General features: G+C 64.2%; 2 protein-coding genes. Both read left to right on the top strand.

Annotated elements, in window-relative coordinates:
- A partial coding sequence (locus IVA91_RS18715) for an efflux RND transporter periplasmic adaptor subunit (protein ID WP_247459051.1) occupies window positions 1-874 on the top strand: 874 nt, incomplete at its 5' end.
- 73 nt (window positions 875-947) lie between these two features.
- The coding region (locus IVA91_RS18720; protein WP_247458317.1) for an efflux RND transporter permease subunit at window positions 948-1,127 on the top strand (180 nt) is incomplete at its 3' end.

The following is a 1,127-nucleotide window of genomic DNA, read 5'->3' on the forward strand; positions in this document are numbered from 1 at the left end:
CAAGTTCGAGCCCGGTACGCGTGTCGAAGCCGGCACGCCGCTGGTGCAGCTGTTCGACGCACCGGAGCAGGGCGATCTCGCCAATTACAAGGCGCAGGCGACCGTCGCGCAGCTGTCGCTCGACCGCGCCAAGCAGCTGGCCTCGCGCCAGTTCGGCCCGCAGGCGACCGTCGATCAGGCTCAGGCTGCCTACGACCAGGCGCAGGCCGGCATCGCCAAGACCGAGGCGCTGATTTCGCAGAAGCTGGTCCGCGCGCCGTTCTCCGGCGATCTTGGCATGCGCAAGGTCGAGGTCGGACAATATCTGACGGCCGGCACGGCGATCGTCTCGCTGACCGACTTGTCCGAGCTGTGGGCCAACTTCACGGTGACGGAAAAGGACTCTGGCAGCCTGAAGGTCGGCCAGACTGTCCGGCTCAGGGTGGATGCCTATCCGGGCCGCACCTTCGAGGGCAAGATCACCACGATCGAGCCGCAGATCGCGACCGATACCCGCAACATCCGCGTGCAGGCGACCATCGCCAATCCGGAGAAGATCCTGAAGCCCGGCATGTTCGTCACCACCACGGTGGTGCTGCCGGAGAAGCCGGCCGTGATCACCGTTCCGGAGACAGCGGTCGACTACACGCTGTACGGCGACTCGGTGTTCGTGATCACCGAGAAGAAGGAAGAAGACGGTAAGACCAGTCTCTCTGCGGTACGCACCTTCGTGCAGACCGGCAATCGGGTCGAAGGTCGCGTCGAGATCGTCAAGGGTCTGAAGCCGGGCGACAAAGTCGTCGCCGTCGGCCAGCTCAAGCTGCAATCGGGCGCCCCGGTGTCGATCTCGACCGACCCGGCCCCGGCAATCCCGGCGCAGCCGCCGCGCTACTGACCCATTACAACATTCGCGTGATCCGGCTCGGCCGGATCACGCTTCTTGAGACATAGAAATCGAGATCGCCGCGATGGCCTTTACCGACATTTTCATCAAGCGACCGGTCCTGTCGGTCGTCGTCAGCCTGCTGATCCTGCTGATAGGCCTGCGCGCGGCGATGGTGCTGCCGATCCGGCAGTATCCGAAGCTGTCGAACACCGTCATCAACATCACGACCGTGTATCCCGGCGCATCCGCGGACCTGATCCAG

The sequence above is a fragment of the Bradyrhizobium sp. 153 genome (assembly GCF_023073835.1).
Classification (GTDB): Bacteria; Pseudomonadota; Alphaproteobacteria; order Rhizobiales; family Xanthobacteraceae; genus Bradyrhizobium.